This is a genomic window from Vibrio pomeroyi, assembly GCF_024347595.1.
Taxonomy (GTDB): Bacteria; Pseudomonadota; Gammaproteobacteria; order Enterobacterales; family Vibrionaceae; genus Vibrio; species Vibrio pomeroyi.
Genome location: NZ_AP025506.1, coordinates 2207764 through 2224134 on the forward strand (window position 1 = coordinate 2207764; position 16371 = coordinate 2224134).

Annotated in this window: 15 protein-coding genes; 6 read left to right on the forward strand and 9 right to left on the reverse strand. The window is 44.5% G+C overall.

Annotated features, from left to right (window positions below; translation table 11 throughout):
* Positions 1-217: 217 nt before the first annotated feature.
* Together speB and speA are read right to left on the reverse strand one after the other, a co-directional pair.
* Positions 218-1147, reverse strand: coding sequence for an agmatinase (gene speB, locus OCV12_RS09660; protein WP_261884523.1), 930 nt, complete (start codon positions 1145-1147; stop codon positions 218-220).
* Positions 1147-3036, reverse strand: a complete 1890-nt coding sequence (gene speA, locus OCV12_RS09665; RefSeq protein WP_261885952.1) for an arginine decarboxylase — start codon at positions 3034-3036, stop codon at positions 1147-1149. Before speA ends, speB begins: the two co-directional genes overlap by 1 nt.
* Before the next feature lie 442 nt (positions 3037-3478).
* Here speA and OCV12_RS09670 point away from each other — a divergent pair, with 442 nt between their 5' ends.
* The 5 genes from OCV12_RS09670 to OCV12_RS09690 all read left to right on the forward strand — a co-directional run bounded on the left by OCV12_RS09670 (position 3479) and on the right by OCV12_RS09690 (position 9845).
* A complete protein-coding gene (locus tag OCV12_RS09670) occupies positions 3479-4183 on the forward strand; it encodes a class I SAM-dependent methyltransferase (RefSeq protein WP_261884524.1) in 705 nt (234 codons plus the stop codon).
* 234 nt (positions 4184-4417) lie between these two features.
* Entirely contained in the window at positions 4418-5854 is a 1437-nt protein-coding gene (locus OCV12_RS09675) for a coniferyl aldehyde dehydrogenase (protein WP_261884525.1), read from the forward strand.
* A complete protein-coding gene (locus OCV12_RS09680; RefSeq protein ID WP_261884526.1) occupies positions 5851-6429 on the forward strand; it encodes a TetR/AcrR family transcriptional regulator in 579 nt (192 codons plus the stop codon). Before OCV12_RS09675 ends, OCV12_RS09680 begins: the two co-directional genes overlap by 4 nt.
* A gap of 488 nt (positions 6430-6917) precedes the next feature.
* A complete protein-coding gene (locus tag OCV12_RS09685; protein WP_261884527.1) occupies positions 6918-8492 on the forward strand; it encodes an ABC-F family ATP-binding cassette domain-containing protein in 1575 nt (524 codons plus the stop codon).
* Between the two features lie 114 nt (positions 8493-8606).
* A complete protein-coding gene (locus OCV12_RS09690; RefSeq protein WP_261884528.1) occupies positions 8607-9845 on the forward strand; it encodes a leucine-rich repeat-containing protein kinase family protein in 1239 nt (412 codons plus the stop codon).
* 103 nt (positions 9846-9948) lie between these two features.
* Here the strand turns inward: OCV12_RS09690 and OCV12_RS09695 are convergent, their stop codons facing one another.
* From OCV12_RS09695 to thrS, 6 genes are all read right to left on the reverse strand, one after another.
* Positions 9949-10386 (reverse strand): hypothetical protein, encoded by a 438-nt coding sequence (locus OCV12_RS09695; RefSeq protein WP_261884529.1) that lies wholly within the window; start codon positions 10384-10386, stop codon positions 9949-9951.
* A gap of 60 nt (positions 10387-10446) precedes the next feature.
* On the reverse strand, positions 10447-10764 hold the full coding sequence (yqfB, locus tag OCV12_RS09700) for a N(4)-acetylcytidine aminohydrolase (protein WP_261884530.1): 318 nt from the start codon (positions 10762-10764) through the stop codon (positions 10447-10449).
* Positions 10765-10973: 209 nt separating this feature from the next.
* Positions 10974-11327, reverse strand: a complete 354-nt coding sequence (rplT, locus tag OCV12_RS09705; RefSeq protein ID WP_004733517.1) for a 50S ribosomal protein L20 — start codon at positions 11325-11327, stop codon at positions 10974-10976.
* Positions 11328-11369: 42 nt separating this feature from the next.
* The gene (gene rpmI, locus OCV12_RS09710) at positions 11370-11564 is read right to left on the reverse strand and encodes a 50S ribosomal protein L35 (protein ID WP_004738430.1); all 195 of its coding nucleotides are present in this window, start codon (positions 11562-11564) and stop codon (positions 11370-11372) included.
* Positions 11565-11668: 104 nt separating this feature from the next.
* The gene (gene infC / locus OCV12_RS09715; RefSeq protein WP_008224693.1) at positions 11669-12139 is read right to left on the reverse strand and encodes a translation initiation factor IF-3; all 471 of its coding nucleotides are present in this window, start codon (positions 12137-12139) and stop codon (positions 11669-11671) included.
* An 83-nt stretch (positions 12140-12222) separates the two neighbouring features.
* The gene (gene thrS, locus OCV12_RS09720; protein WP_176681003.1) at positions 12223-14151 is read right to left on the reverse strand and encodes a threonine--tRNA ligase; all 1929 of its coding nucleotides are present in this window, start codon (positions 14149-14151) and stop codon (positions 12223-12225) included.
* A gap of 362 nt (positions 14152-14513) precedes the next feature.
* On the opposite strand from thrS, the gene OCV12_RS09725 reads away from it, so the two are divergent.
* Entirely contained in the window at positions 14514-15497 is a 984-nt protein-coding gene (locus tag OCV12_RS09725; RefSeq protein WP_261884531.1) for a DUF3187 family protein, read from the forward strand.
* 91 nt (positions 15498-15588) lie between these two features.
* Here OCV12_RS09725 and OCV12_RS09730 read toward each other — a convergent pair whose 3' ends face one another.
* Entirely contained in the window at positions 15589-16332 is a 744-nt protein-coding gene (locus OCV12_RS09730; protein ID WP_261884532.1) for a sporulation protein, read from the reverse strand.
* Between the last annotated feature and the right edge of the window lie 39 nt (positions 16333-16371).

Genomic DNA, 16371 nt, shown 5'->3' on the forward strand with positions numbered 1-16371 from the left:
CTAATCAGAGGAAAGTTGGTGAAATTCGAATCAAAATCAATTAAATAAGTTGCACAAAGCGTATCTGTCGGAATTTTAACCAACTGATAAACAACTGCTAACCACTTCAAATTGGTCACAGGTTCTTTTCAGGAAGTGATAAACAAAAAAGCCCACCAAGTTAAACCTGGTGGGCTTTTGAATCAGTATGCAGCGTTATGCTGTTAGCTGTAAAAGATTATGATTTAGCGAGGCGATTCGCCGTCCAAACATAAAGCAGTTCAAGCGCAATCGTCGCGCCAGCCAATGCGGTAATCTCACTTTGGTCGTACGCTGGAGAAACTTCTACAACGTCCATACCAACCATGTTGATACCTTGCAGGCCACGGATGATTTTAAGAACTTTATCTGAATTCAAACCACCACACACTGGCGTACCAGTACCCGGCGCAAAAGCAGGATCCAGACAGTCGATATCAAACGTCAGATACACTGGTTTATCACCAACAATACCTTTCACTTGAGCAATGATCTCGTCCACGCTCATATCATTCGCTTCCATCGCATTAATGACATTAAAGCCGTGACCTTCTTGCTTATACTCAGTACGAATACCAATTTGCACTGAATGCTCAGGCGAGATTAAACCTTCATTAGGCGCATGGTAGAACATGGTACCGTGATCGTAGCGGCTACCTTGGTTGTACGTGTCAGTATGAGCATCGAAGTGAATCAACGCCATCTCACCGTACTTCTTTCCATACGCTCGTAGTAAAGGCAGTGTAATGAAGTGATCACCACCTAAACCTAGCAATGTTTTACCGCTATTTAAAATCGCATCAGCAGCCGCTTCTAAGCGCTGAGTTAGGTCTTCTGCATCACCACAATCAAACACAAGGTCGCCAGCATCAATCACCGAGGTATGTTCAAATACATTGAAGTCCCACGGGAACTTCTTGCCTTCCCACGCCAAGTTTACCGATGCACGGCGAATCGCATCAGGTCCCATGCGAGCGCCCGGACGACCAGACGTCGCCATATCCAGCGGCGCACCCAACACAACCACATCAGCGTCGTTGTCGATTGGGTTTTGAACTAATGGACGACGCATAAACGTCATCGCATTTGAGTACAGCGAGTAATCTGGTTTCGTAAATAGATCGTTCATTAAAAATCCTCAAGATAGGTGTAACCCATCAAGCCTTGCTCTAACTCTTCAAGTACACTCTGCTGCTCTTGCGCTGGTACTTTAGCCGTTACCAATTCTTTGTAGTTCTGACGAATTAGGTCCATATCGATATGAACGTAACGCATCATGTCTTCTACTGTGTCGCCTTCGTTGATGTAGTCGATGTTTGCTTCGCCGCTCTCATCAACATTCACCACAACACTGTGCGTATCACCAAATAGGTTATGCATATCACCCAAGATCTCTTGGTATGCACCTACCAGGAAGAAGCCCATGAGATATGGTTCATCTGGGTTCCATGCCGGCACTGGCAACGTAGTTTCAATGCCTTGACCATCAACATACTGGTCAATCGTACCGTCGGAGTCACAAGTGATGTCCAACACCACAGCACGACGCTCATCCGCATTGTCTAAACCGCTCAGTGGCAATACAGGGAACACCTGATCAATACCCCAAGCATCTGGCAACGATTGGAACAAAGAGAAGTTCACGAAGAACTTATCGGCCAAACGCTCACTCAACTCATCCAAAATAGGACGATGGTAACGGTTCTTAGTACTCATGCGAGTGCTAAGCTCGTAGTTAATACGCAAAGACATTTGCTCTGCCCAAGCGCGATGCTGAAGATTGAGCATGCCTGTCGCAAATTGGTTGTGCGCTTCTGCAATATCGCTCTGAGTGTCGTTGTAGATCTCAATCAACGCACGGTCATCATTACCAGCATCGAGCTCTAAGAAGTTCTTCCACATGTTGTTTAGCAACATTGGAGCGTCTGCTTCTGGTGCTGTCATATCTTCCGGCGAGTAGCTTTCAGTACCAATCACATTGGTGATCAACACAGCATGGTGAGCAGTCAACGAGCGACCAGATTCTGAAATAATCACAGGTTGTGGCTGATTGTAGAGCTTACAAATATCCCCTACTGTCATCACGATGTTACGAGCGTACTCAAGCAAGCCGTAGTTCATTGAGTTTGAAGATTGGCTACGTGTGCCGTCGTAATCGACCGCCAAACCGCCACCAACATCTAAGAACTTCAGTTGAGCGCCAATATCACGCAGTTCACAGTAGAAGCGAGCCGCTTCACTCACACCATTTCGCACATCACGAATATTCGCCATTTGCGAACCTAGGTGGAAGTGCACGAGCTCAAGAACATCCAGCTGGTCTTCAGCTTTTAATCGCTCAATAACGGTAAGCACTTGTGATGCAGACAAGCCAAACTTCGACTTCTCACCACCACTTGCTTGCCATTTACCCGCGCCTTGAGAAGCGAGACGGATACGTAAACCCAAACGAGGTTTTACACCCAGTGCTTTCGCTTCAGAAAGAACAAGATCAAGCTCGGACAGTTTCTCTAGAACGATAAAGACTTTGTGCCCTAGCTTCTCACCAATCAGCGCAAGACGGATGTATTCTCTGTCTTTGTAACCGTTACACACGATCACAGAGCTCGCTTTTTGAGCCAGCGCCAATACTGCTAATAGCTCAGGTTTGCTGCCCGCCTCTAGGCCTAACTGCTTTTGCTCTAATTGAGCTTGGCTCGCTAAGATCTCATCAACCACTTCTTTTTGCTGGTTAACTTTAATCGGATAAACAAGTAGGTAACGATTGTCGTACTGATATTCGTCGATCGCTTGGTTAAATGCGTTACAGATATTGTGCACACGTTGATGCACTATTTGAGGAAAACGCACAAGAGCAGGTAAACCAATATTTCTTTGCTCTAACTGTTTTACGATCTTACTGAGGGGAACTTGATGATCCGTTTCGCTCGGTGAAACATACACCTCACCGTTGTCATCAATTCCATAAAAACCTTGGCTCCAGTGCTTTACATTATACTCAGCACGGATGCGTTCCAAATTAACCGAATTTTCCAATTCTAGAGACCTCACACTATAGGGCCATCGACAGAAGATACCTCTTTGGAATAGCGAGGTATAACCCAACAAAAAACGCTCGAAAACGATTTGTTGGCTGCATTAACCGATATTATTAAGAGTGAGTCCAACCATTGATATTTGTGGTTACGATTACGTTTTTTTATCGACAGATCGACTTAAAGTGACAGGTAAGGAATTACAAGGTTTTAGGCTAAAAATCAGGCGGAAGCGCATTAAATTTAAAGCACTTTCTAACAAAAAATCAGGTGAATAAAATAGCAATCACACCTAAAATTCAAAGTTAATTTGGTGATGTTAAGTCAGGGGTGTGACAAATATCGGCACTTCATTATCACAACTCTCGCTATCACCAAGATTGTCAGTATCCTGTTCTTCCATACCTATTGATGAGTGTTAAATCATGTCCGAAATGTACACCACCTACGCAAAGCAATACGACTCTGCTGCTCGCGATAATATTTACAACGCCCTATTAGAACGCCCATCAACCATAGCCTTACTAGACGATGTTAAAGGGCTCGATATTGTCGACCTTGGTTGCGGCTCAGGTATTTACGCACAATGGTTTATTGACCAAGGTGCCAACAAAGTTACGTGCACCGATCTGTCTCAAGATATGGTCGACTTAGTGAACGGAAAACAAATCCCCAACGTGACCGCATACGCGCAAGATGCTGCACTTGGCTTGCCCAAAGAAGCCGACAACAGTGCCGATGTCATCGTGTGCCCATTAGTACTGCATTACATTGAAGACCTAAAACCTATCTTTGATGACATTTATCGCGTTCTAAAACCGGCCGGTTACATCGTGTTTTCCACTCACCACCCTTTTGCAGACTTTGAATGCACAATTTCAGGTAACTACTTTGAGCGCGAATTCATTCAAGAAGAATGGAACACGGTCGGCACACCAGTTCAGGTGAGCTTTTACCGCCGTTCATTAACCGAACTTTGCCAAGCGGTGAGCCAATCTGGCTTGCTGATTTCACAAATCACTGAAGGCACAATCGACGAGAAAGCCAAAGCCATCTCAGAAGAAACGTACGAGCGCCTATCGAAAAACGTTAACTTCATCTTTATGCGTTGCGAGAAAGTGTCTGCATAATCCTGATGCGAATCACGTGTGCCTTTGATTCCGTCAAAGGCACACCTTCGCCTCTCCATACTTCTACTATTTCCTCTCCAATATCAATCTTTTCGTTGCTGTTCCCACTCAACCAAACCGCCAGTTCATTGCACGAAAAATAAACTTTTCTTGTCTATATCTTGTATTCGACCATAACTTCTTGTAATTTTAACTGACCAACCAATCGGTCAGCTTTAGAATTTAGGGGATACTATGAGCCATAATCTAGACCTTGAACCAAACACGTCGAGCACCAACGACATGGATCAAATATTCAACCGACAACAAGATCACTACCGCAACAACGTTAACCCAACGCTTGAGCAGAGAAGAAAAGACCTGTCTGTATTGAAAGCGTTGTTAATGCGCCACCAAGGGCAATTGATTGAAGCGGTATCTGAAGATTATGGCCACCGAGCAAAGCACGATAGCTTAATTGCTGATATCACCCCTTCTTTACACCAAATCAATTATAGTGATAAGAACCTTAAGAAGTGGTTGAAGCCTTCACGCCGTAAAGCTGGTTTGATGCTAACCCCAGCGAAGATAACCGTTCACTACCAGCCAGTGGGTGTTGTCGGCATTATTGTGCCTTGGAACTTCCCGGTGATGCTCGCTTTAGGGCCTCTCATCACAGCGTTGGCGGCAGGTAATACCGCAATGCTCAAGATGTCTGAGTTTACTCCTGCGACCAACCGTGTTTTAAAAGCAATGTTGGCCGAAGGCTTCAGTGAAGATCAAGTGGCGATCATCGAAGGTGAAGCCGATGTTTCCGTTAAGTTCAGTCAGCTAGCGTTTGACCATATCCTGTTCACAGGCTCAACCGCTGTTGGTAAGCACGTAATGAAAGCCGCAGCCGCGAACTTAACGCCTGTGACACTTGAACTTGGCGGAAAGTCTCCAACCATTATTGCCCCAGATTTCGATGTCGCTGACGCGGTTGAACGTATCCTATTCGCCAAGAGCTTAAATGCAGGTCAAATCTGTGTTGCACCTGATTACATCTTGCTACCCCGAGAAAAAGTCGATGCATTTATCACGGCTTATAAGCGCTATTTCAAGAAGCTCTATAAAGCGGGAATTGAGAGCAAAGACTTAACCTCAGTGGTTAACATGCGTCAGTACAATCGCTTGCAAGGTGTTGTTGAAGACGCGAAGTCAAAAGGTGCTGTAGTACACACCGTCACCGAGCAGGCACAAGACGACGTGAACCACAGAATGACGCCGCACCTTCTCACCGAAGTGAATGATGACATGGTCGCGATGCAAGAAGAGTTGTTTGGTCCTGTTCTGCCTATCGTGCCTTATGATTCTATTGAAGAAGCGATCAGCTACATCACAACAAGAGAGCGCCCACTTGCGCTGTACCTAATGAGTCACGACAAACAGACCCAAGAGCTGTTCTTATCGGAGACACACTCAGGAGGCGTTTGTATTAACGACTCTCTGGTGCATGTGGCAGCGGAAGACGCGCCATTTGGTGGTATTGGCCCTTCAGGCATGGGACACTACCACGGCATTGAAGGCTTCAAGACCTTTAGCCATGCAAAAACCGTGTTGACTCGAGGCAAGATCAACTTCACTAAGTTGATGCACCCTCCATATAACAACCCAATCAAGAAAATGATGTTCAAAGTACTGAATCGATGATTACAAAAAGGCAAAAAATCCTAGATGCTGCGCTCCTACTCTTCTCTCAACAAGGGTTAGAGGGCACATCTACTGGGCAGATAGCGAAGACCGCAGGTGTAGCAAAAGCGACGCTGTTTCATCACTTTGAGAACAAATCTCTACTAATTGATGAACTGTTTCGTGAATTGAAAGTAGAGCTATTTTCTACTCTTGACCAACACACAGAAATCGCTGAACAAGACCGCTACCAAGCCTTTAAATTCATGTGGATGACAGGGATTGATTGGGCACTAGAAAACCCTGTCGCCATGAAGTTCTTCACCAATGTACATTTTGACCCAACGACTCAAACTCGTGAAGTCATTGTCTCGCAGATGTTTGCGTCACTCGATGACATCATTTTGAAAGGACAGCAAGCCGAAGAGTTGATGGTGTTAGACATTAATCTCGTTAGGCACTTCATCCATAGCCACTTTCTGATCTGTGCGAACTGGCTAATCGAGCAGGACGAGTTATCGCAAGAGCAATCAGCCAAGTACATCAATGATAGCTTTGATATGTGTTGGCGAGCTGTCGGCGGACAAAACCTGTAGTCTCCACACTCTTCGAAGCTATTCTTTCAAAGAACACTCTAAAGCGCCTCATGGTTATCTCATGGTTATATTGGCGCTTTAATTATTTGGATACATTTCAATCAAGCCACCATATTGACTTTAAGCACACTCTTTCAGTAACATCCCACCATCATTTCAAAAGAGAATAACGCCATAATGAAGTACTAACATCCTGACATCCGATTTATTTTTATAAAAATCATTTGGACACTCGGGGTTAGTGGGCGTTACTTCGTCATCTATTTTCGCGACAAATCAAGTTCTAAAAGATCCGTCTTTTGACAACATGAATCTTGCAGAACTGTACCTCAAAGACAGAAATCATCTCATCACAGGTTTTCTATTTTTGATTGGTCATCTACCTAAGTAACGTCTTTGGCGATCTATTGTTAGAGTCCTACATTGGAGTCTATATAGAAAAGCGCCCCACCCCTTTTACTCGTTTACACGTAAAGGGAGGTATTTTTATGCCTACTATTTTAGCCAATAATCTCTCATTCCAACTCGATACTGGTGAATGGCTATTTAAAGACATCACCTTCAATTTGAACTCGCGACTGACTGGCTTAGTTGGAAGAAACGGAGCCGGAAAATCGTTGTTACTTTCATTACTCACAGGGCAAGCGCAACCGACCTCAGGCAGTGTTTCCAGACAAGGCTCGATCGGCTTTTACTCACAATTACCTTCAGAGCTTTTGGATAGCGAAATCAACATTGCTGACTTCTTAGGTATCACTGACAAGCTCAATGCCTTGCAAGCAATCGAACAAGGTAGCTGCGAAATTCAGCACTTCAATATCGTTGGTGACGATTGGGATTTACAAGAAACCACTCATCAGCTTTTAGCTACTTTGAAAATAACCAGTGAGTTAACTACACCATGCAACACATTAAGCGGTGGCCAACTTGCCCTCTTGCAACTTCATCGCTTATTTACATCGAATCACGACATATTAATTCTCGATGAACCTTCCAATCATTTGGATAACGACGGACGAAATTGGTTATTAGAGCAGTGCCAGTTGTTTGAAGGCAAAATACTAATCGTAAGTCACGATCGAAGCTTATTGAGACACATGGAGGGGATCTACCATCTCAATAGTTTGGGGTTACGTTTCTACAGAGGAAACTACGATGATTACTTCAAACAAATGTCGAGCCAAAGTGAAGCATTAGACAAGCAGATTGCGTATCACCAATCCGAAAAGAAACGTCTGGAGCGCCAAGATCAAGCCAATAAAGAAAAAGCACAGCAACGTGAGTCTCAAGGTAACCGACTCAGAAAGTCAGGCAGCCAACCCAAGATATTATTGGATGCGATGAAAGACAAAGCAGGACGAACTCAAGGGGCATCAGCCACTAGCCAAAAGAACTTAAAGGACCAAAACCAACATAAGCTTCAATCTCTAAAAGAACAAAAGGAGCAACTCAAACCACAAGCGTTGTATCTGCAACAGGGCAATAACAGTAAAAAGAACTCACTACTAACCGTTGAAGATTGCCACCTGAGTTTTGGTTCTGGCGCTCCCATCAACTTTTCTATGTCACAAGGTGAACGGTGTTATCTTACTGGTGCAAACGGCTGTGGAAAGTCGACGCTGTTAAAGGCCATTCATGGTCAACACTCGAACTATACAGGCTCCATTAAACGCTTAGGAACCACAGCATACTTGGATCAACACTTTGGACTGTTAAACACCTACGACAACATGCTCGATAGCCTGATGACACATAGCTGCGGCATGACAGAAAGTGACGCACGCACCTTGTTAGCTGGCATCGGGTTTAGGCGAGACTCCGTCTACCGCAAAGTAGCTCACCTAAGCGGTGGAGAAAAAATGAAACTGGCGATGTTGATCGTCAGCCATCAACAGGATTCGCCATTACTGCTGCTCGATGAACCAGACAATCACCTAGACATCGACTCAAAGCAAATACTGGCGTCGGCTTTACGTGAATATCAAGGCGCGTTCATCCTAGTTAGCCATGATGCTGATTTTGTGGAGGAGGTAGGCGTAAGCCAGAATCATATACAGCTTTAAACTTCGTCGATTCGTTCAATGAACTTAGTTAGGCGAGCATCGTTCCGGTGCTCGCCTTTCTCGATTGAGACAAGTACACTACGCGCCTCGAACATCTATTCATAAGGCTAAGGTTTGCATACTCTAGAACAATTAAAATCAGGGCAACTAAAAGGTATTAAGCGCTTAAAACTGTCAGAAGGTCTCACCGAATTTCCATTAGAGATCTTAGAGCTCGCCGATTCACTAGAGATTCTGGATCTTTCAGGAAATCAGCTGTCGGAGCTTCCACAGCAGTTAACACAGCTGACTAACCTGCGTATTATCTTTGCGTCGAATAACCTATTTACGCACCTTCCTGATGTTCTCGGTTCGCTTCCTAAGCTTGAAATGGTTGGCTTTAAGACCAACCAAATCAAAACCGTGAGTGAAGAGTCTCTACCCGTTCAATTACGCTGGTTAATTCTGACCGACAATGCCATCGAAGTTCTACCGAACTCACTAGGTGAAAGACCACGACTGCAAAAACTGGCACTCGCAGGCAACCAACTTCGGACTTTACCTGAGAGTATGGAAAACCTATCCAACCTCGAACTGGTTCGATTGTCTGCAAACCAACTGACAGAATTCCCAGAGTTCCTTATTAAGCTACCAAAACTGGCGTGGTTAGCGTTTGCGGGTAATCCATTTTGCAAACACCCGAGCAGCTTAGATAACGTGCCAGCGGTGAGTTCTCAATGTTACTCATTGAATCAAGTGCTTGGCCAAGGCGCTTCAGGCGTGATATCTCATGCTAATTGGTTAAACAGTGACTTTGATTTCCCTCAGGAAGTTGCGGTTAAAGTATTCAAAGGCGAAGTTACAAGCGACGGTTACCCACATGATGAACTGGAAGCGTGTCTTCAAGCTGGTCACCATAGCAACCTAGTCAAATCTATCGCCCAAGTAGACGAGCAAGATTACCTTGCGTTGGTGATGGAGCTTATCCCAAGCAACTATTACAACCTAGGCTTGCCACCGACACTCGAGACTTGCACGCGTGATACTTTCCCAGAAGGTTTCGAACTTCCTATCGCGCAAATCGACAACATCGTTACTCAAATGATTGATGTATTTAACCACCTCCACGACAACAAGGTTTGTCACGGTGACTTGTATGCGCACAACACCCTAGTCAATGAGCAAGGCCAAATGATCTTTGGTGATTTTGGCGCAGCGACTATCTACGGTTACCTGACCGAAGAGCAACAACAGGGGATTCGACGCATCGAAGCTCGCGCTCTCAAGTACTTTATTGAAGACCTATTAACGGTTTGCTCTACTGGCGACATAGATTCAGAACTGTACAAGAAACTTGAAAACTATCACGCATAAGCGCTACCAAGCCTAAGTAGCCAATCAAGGTTCGATAGAAATGAAAAAAGCTAACGTTTGACGTTAGCTTTTTTGCTTTTGGACTTTGATGAGTCAAACCGAGTTAACTAGCTTCCACCTGAACAAGCTTAAGGTAAGAGTGAAGCTCTTGGTTTTTATATTCCACCGCTGAGTGGATATTCAAGTCTTTACACGCAACCACATCAAACTGGTAACGATTGTCACCTTTACTGATTTCAACTTGCAGCAACCCGCCTTTCAGCAACCAATGACCTTGAGTTTCAAACCGATCAAACAAGCGGTATTCCGTTAGGCTGCCATCCGAATAAAAGTGAACCTCAGTAATGTACCCTGCTGGGCAACTTTTTACCCAAGTACGCCCTAAGACATCCTCTGCAACAAAGTTTCTTTTGCTCTCGCACCACTTTAAATAATCGGCGCTCTCGCTCAAGTCACTGTCTAAGTCGTGTTTATCCAGTAACTTTTGCTCTTGCTGTTCGCGGCAGTAAAGCTGAAGCAGTGTCTGTTGGTTATCACTCATTAATCGCAATCCCTAGCTAGTTAATCCAATCCAATCCAATCCAATCCAATCCAATAAGGCTTAAGCTACCAACTCATAAGAGACAACATAAAGCTCAGAGATCCCAGGGTAGATGTCTTGAATTACGCCCTTCAGAACTTCTAACGTCATGTTCTCTTGCTGAGCATGGAACTCACCCAGTTCATCAAACAAGATTGGCTCTACACTGATGATTTTAAGATTACAGAACACACGTCCTTGCTCTAGCGTTGATACTTCCACAACGCTACCTGGCAGGTAATCGCGCTCAGATTCATCACGAATAGTAATCGTCTTTTTGCCTGAAAGGATGTCGTTTTCAAAACGCTCGAAGAACGTCATAGTGGTAGGTGCGGTCATTTATCTCTATCGCTTAACATTGAAAGGTTAGGTAGATGTTTATATACCAGAATGCCTGTTCAAGCGAATAAAAATTAGATGCGAGATGCGAGATGCGAGATGCGAGATGCGAGATGCGAGATGCGAGAGAATACGGCAGAGCTAAATACAGGCAATAAAAAAGGAGAACCAAAGTTCTCCTTTTCTTAAACCTTTAAGCTAACTCTAAATTATAGAGATGCTTTCGCTTTTTCAACTAGAACAGCAAATGCTGCTTTGTCGAATACTGCGATGTCAGCAAGAATCTTACGATCGATCTCGATAGATGCTTTCTTAAGACCGTTGATGAAACGGCTGTAAGATAGACCATTTTGACGAGATGCCGCGTTGATACGTGCAATCCAAAGTTGACGGAATTGACGTTTCTTGTTGCGACGGTCACGGTAAGCGTATTGACCAGCTTTGGTAACTGCTTGGAAAGCTACGCGGTAAACACGTGAACGTGCTCCGTAGTAACCTTTAGCTTGTTTTAGAACTTTCTTATGACGTGCACGAGCTTGTACACCACGTTTTACGCGAGGCATTATGCTTCTCCTAAACTAAACGAATTTATAAACTAAAAAGAATTAAGCGTATGGCATCATACGTAGAACTTGAGCAACTTCACATTTAGGAAGGATCGAGTTCGGACGTAGCTGACGCTTGTTCTTAGTAGTACGCTTAGTCAGGATGTGACGTTTACCAGCGTGCTTAAACTTAATACCACCAGCAGTTTTCTGGAAACGCTTAGCAGCACCTTTGTTGGTTTTCATCTTAGGCATGATGAATAACTCCGCATTGTTGAGTTGTTAATAACATAGTAATTAGGGCGAATAAAACCCCGCAACCTGAGGCTGCAGGGTTCAATTACTTGCAAAGCCGTTAATTACTTCTTTTTAGGGGCCAATACCATGATCATCTGGCGACCTTCAATTCTCGTTGGGAAAGATTCGACTACTGCAAATTCTTCAGTATCCGCTTTCAAACGATTAAGAACGTCAACACCGATGTCTTGGTGAGCCATTTCGCGGCCACGGAAGCGAATTGTTACCTTCACTTTGTTGCCGTCTTCTAGGAAACCAGTCAGGTTGCGTAGTTTTACCTGATAGTCTCCAATATCAGTTCCAGGACGGAATTTAACTTCCTTAATCTGAACCTGTTTTTGCTTCTTCTTCTGCTCTTTCGCAGCTTTGCTCTTCTCGAAGAGGAACTTACCGTAGTCCATCACACGACAAACTGGCGGCTCGGCGTTAGGGCTGATCTCTACAAGATCCATACCAGCTTCATTTGCAGCTTCCATCGCTTCAGCGATTGAAACCACACCAACAGCTTCGCCGTCAGCGCCAGTTAGACGCACTTCACGAACGCCACGAATGTCACCGTTTAAACGGTGCTGGTTTTGTTTGGCCGGTTGTTGGCCACGTCTTCCGCCTTTAATAGCTATTCCTCCAGATTGAGCTTACGGCTTGAAACCTCAGCTTGGATGTATGAAATAAAGTCATCCACTTTAAACTTGCCAAGGTCTTTACCTTTACGTGTACGTACTGCAATTTCGCCGGCTTCCATTTCTTGGTCACCACACACAAGCATGAACGGTACACGTTTCAAAGTATGTTCGCGGATTTTAAAGCCAATCTTCTCATTTCTCAAGTCTGCTTTGACTCTAAATCCACTTTTTTGCAGTTTTTTCGTAATTTCTTGTACATATTCAGACTGTTTGTCTGTAATGCCCATTACAACCGCTTGTTCTGGTGCCAACCACGTTGGGAAGAAACCAGCGTATTCTTCAATAAGAATACCGATGAAGCGTTCTAGTGAACCTAAAATCGCGCGGTGGATCATAACTGGCGTGTGACGCTCGTTATCTTCACCTACGTAAGTAGCACCTAAACGTTCTGGTAATGCAAAATCGAGCTGCACTGTACCACATTGCCATGCGCGGTCCAAACAATCATGCAAAGTAAATTCAATCTTAGGTCCGTAGAACGCGCCCTCGCCTTCTTGAATCTCGTATGCAATCTCTAATGCTTCTAGCGCTTGCTTAAGGTCGGCCTCTGCACGGTCCCACATTTCGTCTGAACCTACACGCTGTTCTGGACGAGTAGATAGCTTAACAACAATGTTTTCGAAACCGAAAGTTGTGTAAGTATCGTAAACCATATCAATACAAGCTTTAACTTCTTGTTGAACTTGGTCTTCAGTACAGAATACGTGAGCATCATCTTGAGTGAAGCCACGAACACGCATGATGCCGTGAAGTGCGCCAGACGGCTCGTTACGGTGACATGAGCCAAACTCAGCCATACGTAGCGGTAGATCACGGTAAGATTTCAAACCTTGGTTGAAGATTTGAACGTGACCAGGACAGTTCATTGGCTTGATAGCGTATTCACGGTTCTCTGAAGAAGTCGTGAACATTGCTTCTGCGTACTTGTCCCAGTGACCAGAGCGTTCCCAAAGAACACGGTCCATCATTAATGGGCCTTTAACTTCTTGGTATTCGTACTCAGTCAGTTTCTGACGAATAAATACTTCTAGCTCACGGAAGATAGTCCAACCGTTGTGGTGCCAGAACACCATGCCTGGTGCTTCTTGCTGCATGTGGAATAGGTCAAGCGCTTTACCGATTTTACGGTGGTCACGTTTAGCCGCTTCTTCTAGGCGCACAAGGTGAGCTTTAAGCGCCTTCTTGTCGTGAAATGCAGTGCCGTAGATACGTTGAAGCATCTTGTTGTCACTATTACCACGCCAGTAAGCACCCGCTACGTTAAGTAGAGTGAAGTGCTGACAGAAGCTCATGTTAGGCACGTGTGGACCACGACACATATCGATGTATTCTTCGTGGTGGTACAGACCTGGACGATCGTCTTTAGAAACGTTCTCGTCCAAGATTTCAATCTTGTAAGTTTCGCCGCGAGCTTCGAATGCGTCGCGCGCTTCCTGCCAGCTAACTTTCTTCTTAACAACCTGGTACTTGGTCTTCGCTAGCTCTTTCATGCGCTTTTCGATCTTTTCTAGATCTTCTTGCGTTAGAGAGTGCTCAAGGTCGATATCGTAGTAGAAACCGTTATCGATGGTAGGACCGATCGCCATTTTCGCTTCTGGAAAAAGCTGCTTAACCGCGTGGCCTAAAAGGTGAGCACAAGAGTGACGAACGATCTCAAGGCCATCAACTTCATCTTTAGCTGTGATGATTTCTAGGCTTGCATCGTTTTCGATAAGATCACAAGCATCAACACGCTCGCCGTCTACACGACCAGCAATGGTTGCTTTCGCAAGACCAGGACCGATTGATAGGGCAACATCTAGAGTTGATACAGGGTTGTCAAATTGACGCTGACTACCGTCAGGAAGAGTAATAATTGGCATTATTTGTCCTTTACAGTGGTGTTGCACACCAAGCAACACATGAAAATGTTTAATATATGTTTGTCAGTCAACGAGTATGTTGACCGGAGATATATGCATAATAAAGATACCCACATAGAAGCAAATACAGATGCCCCATTTGTAGGTATCCGAGCATTGTAACGAAATAATATAAAATGACAATGACAGAGGGTCTCTCGCGGCTTTCTTATAACTCCGATAGATAAGAATTTGTCATGCTAACCAACACCTTCCCTCTCCTACAAACCCACTCTTGAGCTACTCTAATCCAACATAGCAGTTTCGATTTAGTCATTTAGAACTAAGCTATAGAGAAGTAACGGATTACGGATGAGGTGCATATGGAGAAACAGGCTACTTTAATATCGTTCATACCCTCTTTATCGTTAATCATAACTGCTGCTATTTACACTCCAGCGATATGGGCCAATAAAGATTACGGCCCCTTAATTAGTTACACCCAAGCACCATTGCAATCCGTTCGTCTCACTCCGACACTTCGCTCTGGTTTCCCACTCGAAGAGAATAAAATTGAAATATTTACCGCGTTAACTGCCGCAAGTATCTGGGCCAATTCCCACGACTACCATTTAGACTATTATCAGAATCAACTTCAATCTGGTTTACGATGGCAATTAACTCAAGCGTGGCAAGTCGAGTTCAATTACCGTTACCTTTACGCCGCCAACAATCACCTCGACAAAATCACCATCAACTTTCATGACCTATTCGACATTGACCAAGCTGGGCGCGATCGAAAGGAACGACATCAATTTGATATTTACGCACCAGACCACGGCATCAATATTCGAGACTTCTCCGGCGACACGTTGACTAGCGCTTTCACCCTCTACACTCAATACCAAATCATAGATATTGAAAACCACGGCTTATCTTTTGGTGTCTCCCTCTATCATAACAATGTCAGCCACGGTGCATTCGAAGGAAGCAGCACCGAGCAAAGCGCTCAATTCAACTATGCATACCAACTCGATATCAATACCTTCTATACAAGCCTAGGGTTGGCGAATCAGTCTAATCGAGATGTAGAGAATGGTTTTTCACATAAGAAAACGACATGGTCATGGATGGGCGGCTATCAACTCACGCTATTTGACAACCATGAATTGCACCTAGAATATCGTTGGTATGAAGGCGCAGAAGATGGCGAAACTGAGTTTTCAGAGCCAGCGAATGAAATGATGTTTGGTTATCGCTATGTAATGCAACGCTCGGCAGTTGAGATATCCATCATCGAGAACATCTTCAATATGGACAACTCCACCGATGTCGCCTTTCAATTGGCTTATCGGCATCAGTGGTAAATCTATTTCAATTCGAGGTTAAGGATTAAAAAAGCCGAACAATTAAGCTCGGCTTTGGCGACTGTGTTGTCATTACTAGTAGATAGAGCAACTACGCGCTCATGATTCTTGAAACTGCGTTACGAATGTCTGAGTCAGCTGCATTAGCAGGTAAGCTGAATGAGATGTATTGGTCACCACGGAAGCTCATTGAGCGGTCGATTTCAGCTAAGCAGTGAACCATAGAGCCTTCAACGATGAATGACAGCTCGATCTCTTTGTTATTCATAAAGCCGCCGCTACGGAATTCAATCTCTTGGTAACAACCCGAACGTGAAGCAAAGTTGTTGCCTTTCAAGAAGCCCTTCTCTACATCAGCTTTCACCATTGCCATGCCCGATGCTTCGACACCTTGGATGATTTTAGCAACTGTTGGCAGTGGATGAACGGAGATAAAGTCTCGGTCTTTAGGGTCAATCGCGAAGCCGATATCTAGGTTCGTTTCTACCCACACATGGCACTGGTTCATTTGTGCGTTCAATGCAGTGACTGGCGTTTCATCATTCAGCTTTAGACGGAATGGAACGAGTTTGGTTTCGCCCGGTTGGATAACGAAAGGCTCTACAGCTTGAATACGACCAAGTGAAAAGGTTTCGTAACTGGTGCTGTCTTCTACTTCGACTTTCACTTCTGTGTTGAGAACTAAGTTGATCAGGTCGATTTGTTGCTCAACGTCGCCACCAATGATGTGAACATTGCCAGACAACTCGCCACCTTGGAAAACGTCAATATTATCTAAGACGGTATCGACCTTTGCCGCACCGATGCCCAACGAGGCCTTCAATTTCTTAAACATATTATTTCCCTTTCTAATTATCTGATTTGCGAATAGTTA

Coding starts and splice junctions, on each gene's coding strand:
- speB (WP_261884523.1), bottom strand. CDS start 1,147: ATGAACGATCTATTTACGAAACCAGATTACTCGCTGTACTCAAATGCG.
- rplT (WP_004733517.1), bottom strand. CDS start 11,327: ATGCCTCGCGTAAAACGTGGTGTACAAGCTCGTGCACGTCATAAGAAA.
- rpmI (WP_004738430.1), bottom strand. CDS start 11,564: ATGCCTAAGATGAAAACCAACAAAGGTGCTGCTAAGCGTTTCCAGAAA.
- OCV12_RS09730 (WP_261884532.1), bottom strand. CDS start 16,332: ATGTTTAAGAAATTGAAGGCCTCGTTGGGCATCGGTGCGGCAAAGGTC.
- OCV12_RS09670 (WP_261884524.1), top strand. CDS start 3,479: ATGTCCGAAATGTACACCACCTACGCAAAGCAATACGACTCTGCTGCT.
- thrS (WP_176681003.1), bottom strand. CDS start 14,151: ATGCCAATTATTACTCTTCCTGACGGTAGTCAGCGTCAATTTGACAAC.
- OCV12_RS09685 (WP_261884527.1), top strand. CDS start 6,918: ATGCCTACTATTTTAGCCAATAATCTCTCATTCCAACTCGATACTGGT.
- OCV12_RS09695 (WP_261884529.1), bottom strand. CDS start 10,386: ATGAGTGATAACCAACAGACACTGCTTCAGCTTTACTGCCGCGAACAG.
- OCV12_RS09725 (WP_261884531.1), top strand. CDS start 14,514: ATGGAGAAACAGGCTACTTTAATATCGTTCATACCCTCTTTATCGTTA.
- OCV12_RS09675 (WP_261884525.1), top strand. CDS start 4,418: ATGAGCCATAATCTAGACCTTGAACCAAACACGTCGAGCACCAACGAC.
- yqfB (WP_261884530.1), bottom strand. CDS start 10,764: ATGACCGCACCTACCACTATGACGTTCTTCGAGCGTTTTGAAAACGAC.
- OCV12_RS09680 (WP_261884526.1), top strand. CDS start 5,851: ATGATTACAAAAAGGCAAAAAATCCTAGATGCTGCGCTCCTACTCTTC.